Source organism: Haemophilus sp. SZY H53, assembly GCF_054332375.1.
This window is the reverse complement of sequence record NZ_JBTGNV010000001.1, coordinates 409,741-416,648: the sequence shown is the minus strand read 5'-3', so window position 1 is coordinate 416,648 and position 6,908 is coordinate 409,741. Positions and strand designations below refer to the sequence as shown.

General features: G+C 39.1%; 5 protein-coding genes, 2 rRNA genes and 1 pseudogene. All 8 read left to right on the top strand.

Translation table 11 applies throughout. The features are described 5' to 3' along the window. A 23S ribosomal RNA gene (locus ACXVWB_RS02095) occupies positions 1-188 on the top strand; the annotation flags it as partial. 149 nt (positions 189-337) lie between these two features. After that, positions 338-453 (top strand): 5S ribosomal RNA (gene rrf / locus ACXVWB_RS02090). 123 nt (positions 454-576) lie between these two features. Next, positions 577-702, top strand: a pseudogene (locus tag ACXVWB_RS02085) (peptide deformylase); the annotation flags it as partial. A gap of 5 nt (positions 703-707) precedes the next feature. Beyond that, positions 708-2,630 carry an ATP-dependent DNA helicase gene (locus tag ACXVWB_RS02080; protein WP_458485202.1) on the top strand — a complete coding sequence of 641 codons (1,923 nt, stop codon included), beginning with the start codon at positions 708-710 and terminating at the stop codon, positions 2,628-2,630. Between the two features lie 2 nt (positions 2,631-2,632). Continuing rightward, positions 2,633-3,343: a tRNA (adenosine(37)-N6)-threonylcarbamoyltransferase complex dimerization subunit type 1 TsaB gene (gene tsaB / locus ACXVWB_RS02075; protein ID WP_289902331.1), complete on the top strand. Its 711-nt coding sequence runs from the start codon at positions 2,633-2,635 to the stop codon at positions 3,341-3,343. A gap of 20 nt (positions 3,344-3,363) precedes the next feature. After that, positions 3,364-3,906, top strand: a complete 543-nt coding sequence (locus ACXVWB_RS02070) for a Slp family lipoprotein (protein WP_289902330.1) — start codon at positions 3,364-3,366, stop codon at positions 3,904-3,906. A gap of 46 nt (positions 3,907-3,952) precedes the next feature. Then, on the top strand, positions 3,953-5,641 hold the full coding sequence (fadD, locus tag ACXVWB_RS02065; RefSeq protein WP_289902329.1) for a long-chain-fatty-acid--CoA ligase FadD: 1,689 nt from the start codon (positions 3,953-3,955) through the stop codon (positions 5,639-5,641). Between the two features lie 69 nt (positions 5,642-5,710). Next, positions 5,711-6,862, top strand: coding sequence for a ribonuclease D (gene rnd / locus ACXVWB_RS02060; protein ID WP_289902328.1), 1,152 nt, complete (start codon positions 5,711-5,713; stop codon positions 6,860-6,862). The last annotated feature ends 46 nt before the right edge of the window (positions 6,863-6,908 follow it).

The following is a 6,908-nucleotide window of genomic DNA, read 5'->3' as shown; positions in this document are numbered from 1 at the left end:
TGCCGGGTAGCTAAGTGCGGAAGAGATAAGTGCTGAAAGCATCTAAGCACGAAACTTGCCAAGAGATGAGTTCTCCCAGATTACAAATCTGTAAGGGTTGTTTAAGACTAAGACGTAGATAGGCAGGGTGTGTAAGCGGTGTGAGCCGTTGAGCTAACCTGTACTAATTGCCCGAGAGGCTTAACTATACAACGCTCAAGGGTTTTGGGTGTTGTAATGATACAAAGACGAAACTCAGAGAGTAAAGAGAAAGTATTGAAGGTTAATCAGCTTGTTTGGTTGTGAGCGCTAGAGATAGCGGAGCAGAGAGAAATAGAAAAGTTATTAAAGGAATAATCCTGGCGGCGATAGAGCGGTGGTCCCACCTGACCCCATACCGAACTCAGAAGTGAAACGCCGATGCGCCGATGGTAGTGTGGGGCTTCCCCATGTGAGAGTAGGACACCGCCAGGTACTGAATGTAGAACCCCGAGCTGAATGGCTTGGGGTTTTTGCTTATGGAGTTTTCAATATTTTAGCAAAGCGTTGATTCTATGATACAATCATCGCTCTAATTTTTATAAAACAAGAGAAAATATGACCGCACTTAATGTATTAATTTATCCAGATGATCACCTTAAGATTGTTTGTGAGTCAGTTGCAGAAGTCAATGATGACATTCGTAAAATTGTAGATGATATGTTTGATACGATGTACCAACAAGCATCATGAAAAAACAGATAAGTAAGATTTTTTCCAGTGATGGTGAATTGAGTAAGAATATCAAAGGATTTAAGCCTCGAGCAGAACAGCTCGAAATGGCTCAATCTGTAGGATATGCTATTCAAAATAAGCAACCGCTTGTTGTAGAAGCTGGAACGGGTACTGGAAAGACTTTTGCTTATTTAGCACCAGCACTTATTGCAGGAAAGAAAACGATTATTTCAACCGGCTCTAAAAATCTACAAGATCAACTCTTTTCAAGAGATCTACCTGCCATAAAAAAAGCCTTAAATTATTCTGGAAAAATTGCATTATTGAAAGGGCGATCTAATTACTTATGTTTGGAACGACTGGATCAGGTTATCGCTCAAGGTGTGCTTGGGGATAAATCTGTTTTAGCCGATTTAAGTAAAGTAAGAAAATGGAATAATGCGACGAAAACAGGTGATTTGACTGAATGTATTGAATTGGCTGAAGATAGCCCAATTTTGCCTCAATTGACGAGTACGGCAGAAAGTTGTTTAGGAACAGATTGTCCTAACTACGCTGAATGCTATGTTGCACAAGCTCGTAAAAAAGCGCTAAATGCGGATCTTGTCGTAGTAAATCATCATCTTTTCTTTGCTGATATGGCGGTAAAAGAAAGTGGCTTTGGTGAGCTTATTCCCAATGCAGAAGTCATCATCTTTGACGAAGCACATCAACTTCCCGATATTGCAAGCCAGTATTTTAGTCAATCATTAACTTCTCGCCAGCTATTTGATTTATGCAAAGATATCAATATTGTTTATCGAACAGAATTGAAAGATATGCCACAGCTTGGCACAACTGCAGATACATTGCTTAAAGTTATTCAGGATTTTCGTCTTCTTCTTGGTGAGGGAAATCAGCGAGGAAATTGGCGTGAGCTATTTAATCAAAGTGCGGTTAAAAAATCAGTTGAATTATTACAAGAAAAAATTGAGTTTCTTTCTGAAGTTATCAAGATTGCATTAGGTCGCTCTCAGACTTTGGATAGTATTTTTGAACGCACTGAAAGTATCAAGAATCAATTAACACGTCTTTGTGATACGGCCATTGTTGGTTATTGCTACTGGTACGAAAGTATGGGGCGACAATTTGGTTTGCATATTACACCACTTACTGTCGCAGATAAATTTGGCGAACAACTAAATAATAAAGAAGCAGCTTGGATTTTCACCTCAGCCACGCTTGAAGTCGGTGGCACTTTTAATCATTTCTGTCAGCGACTTGGTATTGAAGAAGCAGAACAAAAAATTCTTCACAGTCCTTTTGATTATCCTAATCAATCGCTACTTTGCGTACCACGTTATTTACCGGCAACGAATCAAAATAATACGTTACAAGCTCTTGGTGAAATGTTATTGCCTATTATTGAAGCGAATAAAGGGCGATGCTTTGTGCTTTGTACTTCCTATTTAATGATGAGAGGCTTGGCAGAGTATTTTAGAGAAAAGAGTGAGCTTTCTATCTTATTACAAGGTGAAATGCCTAAAGCAAAATTACTCGAACAATTTATTCATGAAACCCATAGTGTGCTAGTTGCTACTTCTAGCTTTTGGGAAGGCGTGGATGTCCGGGGTGAGGCACTTTCCTTAGTCATTATTGATAAATTGCCTTTTACCGCACCAGATGAACCTTTGCTAAAAGCGCGTATTGAAGATTGTCGATTGCAAGGAGGCGATCCATTTAATGATATACAGATCCCTGAAGCGGTTATTACGCTGAAACAAGGTGTAGGACGCCTAATTCGAGATGTGACTGATCGTGGTGCGGTAATTATTTGTGATAATCGTCTTGTTATGCGAAATTACGGCGAAACCTTTCTAAAAAGTTTACCTAATTCAACCCGTACACGAGATCTCAACAAAGTGGTACAATTCTTACAAAATGGGAAAATGGATTAATAATGAAAAATATCACCTTATTAGCACTTGATACTTCAACAGAAGCCTGTTCTGTTGCACTTTGGCATAAAGGCGAAAAAACACATTTAGATGAGTTAGCACAACGTACACACACAAAACGTATTCTTCCAATGGTTGATGAGTTGCTCGCTAACTCAGGTATCAATTTGAAGCAAGTAGATGCGTTAGCATTTGGACGCGGTCCTGGTAGTTTTACTGGTGTCCGTGTCGGTGCAGGGATTGCTCAAGGACTTGCATTGGGTGCTGATTTACCTGTTATTGCGGTATCAAATTTAACAGCAATGGCTCAGGCTGCATTTGAATTACATCAAGCTGAAAATGTGGTAGCTGCCATTGATGCGAGAATGAATGAAGTTTATTTTTCTCAAGTAAAACGAGAAAAAGTGTGCTCAGAATTGGGTGAGTTTTTCCAATGGAATCCTGTTATAGAAGAACAAGTTTGCCAACCTGAAAAAGTGCTTGAACAGCTTTCAGATTTAACCGCCTATCGAGTCGGAACAGGTTGGGCAGCGTATCCTCAATTTAAAGACAGTGGTTTAGGAGGGAGTGATATTATTTTACCTTCTGCACAATATATGCTTGAGCTTGCTTTAACAGATTATGCACAGAATAAAGTCATATCCGCCTTAGAAATTGAACCGGTTTATTTGCGTAATGAAGTGACTTGGAAAAAATTACCTGGACGTGAATAATTTGCAAAAAGGAGTTGAAGATGAATAAAAAAACGATCTTAGTTTTGACCGCACTTTCGACCACATTAGTGGGATGTGTTAATGCACCGAAAGGACTGGAAAAAGAGCAATTTACTTTAAAATCATTATCTTCAATTCAACAGAGTGATTATAGCTGTCAGTGCAAATCAATTCGTTTAGGCGGAAAAGTATTAACAGCACAAGCCCTGCCGAATAAAACTAAAATTGAAGTATTAAGCTATCCAGTTTACTCAACCTCTGCAAAACCCATGATTGATGAACAACCTAATGGACGTTTTATTACTTATCTTGATGGTTTTGTGGAGCCTGAAAGTTTAAAAGACCAATTTATTACAATTGGCGGCATCTTACTGAAAACAGAACAAGGCAAGGTTGATCAGGCAAGCTACACTTACCCTGTAATTCAAACCAATCACTATCGTGTCTGGAAGCTTTCTCAAAGCTATTATTATCCAGATGATATGTGGGATGATTGGGGCTTTTTTGGTCGACGACCATATTATTGGTATGGCGAGCCTGAAATTCGCTATTATCTCTACTAACTAAATGATAAAATTAAGAAAATTTTCCAAAGAATAAGGATAAAAAATGGAAACAGTTTGGTTTCAAAATTATCCAGAAGGTTCACCCACCACGCTGGATACCTCAAAATATGATTCGATTCTCGATATTTTAGATAAAGCAATTCGTGAGCATCCAGACCGTCCTGCTTATATCAATATGGGACAAGTGCTGACTTTTCGCAAATTAGAAGAGCGAAGCCGTGCATTTGCTGCATATCTACAAAATGAATTGAAATTAAAACGTGGCGATCGTGTTGCTCTCATGATGCCGAATTTATTGCAATATCCTATTGCGCTTTTCGGTATCTTACGTGCGGGCCTAGTTGTCGTAAACGTGAATCCACTTTACACCCCACGTGAATTAGAACATCAGTTACAAGACAGCGGTGCAACGGCGATTGTTGTTGTTTCAAACTTCGCTTCAACCTTGGAAAAAATCGTGTTTAACACTAAAGTAAAACATGTAATTTTGACAAGAATGGGTGATCAGCTTTCTTTTGGTAAGCGTAATTTGGTCAATTTTGTCGTGAAATACGTCAAAAAGTTAGTGCCAAAATATAAATTACCGAATGCAGTGACTTTCCGTGAAGTGTTAAGTATTGGTAAATATCGCCAATATGTTCGTCCACAAGTGGATCGTGAAAATTTAGCTTTCTTACAGTATACAGGCGGTACAACGGGTGTTGCTAAAGGCGCAATGCTGACACATGGCAATATTATTACCAATATTTTCCAAGCGAAGTGGATTGCAGAGCCATTTATTGGCGATCATGCGAAGCAACGCATTGCTGTACTGGCTTTACCGCTTTATCATGTTTTTGCCTTAACGGTAAACTGTTTACTCTTCTTAGAGCTTGGCGTTACCGCGCTCTTAATTACTAACCCACGTGATATTGATGGTTTTGTTAAAGAGCTCAAAAAATACCGTTTTGAAGCGATTACTGGGGTGAATACCTTGTTTAATGCGCTACTTAATAATGAAAATTTCAAAGAAGTAGATTTTTCACGATTAAAACTTTCTGTTGGTGGCGGTATGGCGATCCAACAATCAGTCGCAACGCGTTGGCATGGTTTAACTGGCTGTAACATCATTGAGGGTTATGGCATGACAGAATGTTCACCGCTAATTGCCGCTTGTCCGATTAATGTGGTGAAACACAATGGTACAATCGGTGTACCAGTGCCAAATACCGATATTAAAATTATCAAAGATGATGGCTCGGAAGCACAACTTGGTGAAGCTGGAGAGCTTTGGGTTAAAGGTGAACAAGTCATGCGTGGTTATTGGCAGCGTCCTGAAGCGACTGCTGAAGTGCTTCAAGATGGTTGGATGGCAACGGGTGATATCGTCATTATGGACGAGAGCTATAGCCTCCGTATTGTTGACCGCAAAAAAGATATGATCTTAGTTTCAGGCTTTAATGTTTATCCAAATGAAATCGAAGATGTGGTGATGCTAAATTATAAAGTTGGTGAAGTGGTTGCTATTGGTGTACCACATGAAGTGTCGGGAGAAACCATCAAAATTTTTGTTGTGAAGAAAGATGATAGCCTCACGCGTGATGAATTGCGCCAGCATTGCCGACAACATCTGACGGGTTATAAAGTCCCGAAAGATATTGAGTTTCGGGATGAATTGCCAAAAAGTAATGTAGGCAAAATTTTACGACGCGTACTGCGTGATGAAGAAATAGCAAAACGCTCACAACATTAATTTAATCAGGGATATGTGTTCATATCCCTGTTTAGTCTTTACCTCTATTTGAAAATAAATCCTATTACAATGATAAAAGAATGCCAAAATCAACCGCACTTTACATTAATTCAAAATAATGAAGAGCTTGCTCAGGTTTGTCAGTTAGCGCGTCAGCAAAGTGCGGTCGCTTTAGATACCGAATTTATGCGGGTATCGACCTATTATCCTAAATTAGGATTAATTCAACTTTATGATGGTGATCGAGTTTCATTGATCGATCCTTTATCTATTACTGATTTTTCACCTTTTGTAGAATTATTACGCGATCAGCAGGTGACAAAAATTTTGCATGCTTGTAATGAAGATTTATTGGTTTTCTTGCAAGAGTTTGATGCACTTCCACAACCTATGATGGATACGCAAATTATGGCACGTTTTCTAGGTTTTGCTAATTCAGCGGGCCTGGCTAAACTTGTGTTGCATTATTTGGGCGTTGAAATGGATAAAGGGGCAACACGTACAAACTGGCTAAAACGCCCACTTTCACCCGTACAGCTACAATATGCTGCAGGGGATGTATGGTATCTCTTGCCGGTCTATCAAAAAATGCAAATAGAATTAGCGCAATCTCCTTGGCTTCAAGCGGTAATTGATGATTGCCAGCTTGCGATCGCAAAAACCGGTAAATTAGATGATCGCGATCCAGACAAAGCTTATTTGGATATTCCGAATGTTTGGAAATTGAATCCGCTCGAATTAGCGCGTTTACAGCTATTGGCCAAATGGCGACAAGAAACGGCAATGGCACGAAATTTAGCCCTTTCTTATGTGGTGAAATCGGATAACCTTTGGAAAGTAGCAAAAAACAATCCTCGCAATACATCAGAAATGCTAGCGCTTGGATTATCTGAAAATGAAGTTCGTGTACGTGGCAAAAAAATGCTTCAATTATTAGCACAAAGCCGTCGAATTTCCCCTTATGATTATCCTAAACGTTTAGTGCGTATTGTGGATGATCCTCGTTATAAAAAGGCAATTCGATTGTTACAAGAAAAAGCTTATGAACTGACACCAAAAGGATTAACCCTTGATATTCTGGCAAGTAAACGAAATTTAGAAGATCTCATTAAATGGGTCTGGTTAAAAAATGAAGATATGACCAAACAGCCCGATTTACTTTTAGGATGGCGAAGAGAAATTGGCTTGAAGCTGGTTGAATACTTAAAATCTGTAGAGTAGTCACTAAAAACAATCCTAAAAATAACCGCACTTTGAATTATCAAAA